This is a genomic window from Desulfosporosinus metallidurans (genome assembly GCF_001936615.1).
Taxonomy (GTDB): Bacteria; Bacillota; Desulfitobacteriia; order Desulfitobacteriales; family Desulfitobacteriaceae; genus Desulfosporosinus; species Desulfosporosinus metallidurans.
This window is the reverse complement of sequence record NZ_MLBF01000256.1, coordinates 1-229: the sequence shown is the minus strand read 5'-3', so window position 1 is coordinate 229 and position 229 is coordinate 1. Positions and strand designations below refer to the sequence as shown.

General features: G+C 36.7%; 1 protein-coding gene. It reads right to left on the bottom strand.

Features of this window, described 5'->3' with window-relative positions:
- Positions 1-25: 25 nt before the first annotated feature.
- On the bottom strand, positions 26-229 hold a 204-nt coding region (locus DSOL_RS28620), incomplete at its 5' end, for a hypothetical protein (protein WP_207649708.1).

Below are 229 nucleotides of genomic sequence, written 5' to 3'. Positions count from 1 at the left end.
ATCCATAGGTTTAATATCGCCTTCTTTATCCAACCATATTTCTATGAATATCTCTAAAAATAAAGGGCGATGACAAGTTTCCGGGATACTTTTTTAAATAGGATTCATAAATCCGTCTAGCCTTCTCCTGGTTGATTTGATCCCCAAGCAATCGACAAAAGCCCGAGATAATACTTAATGAGGCAGTTTCATTAAGGGGTTTGAGATTCAGGAATGCTTTTGATGGTTT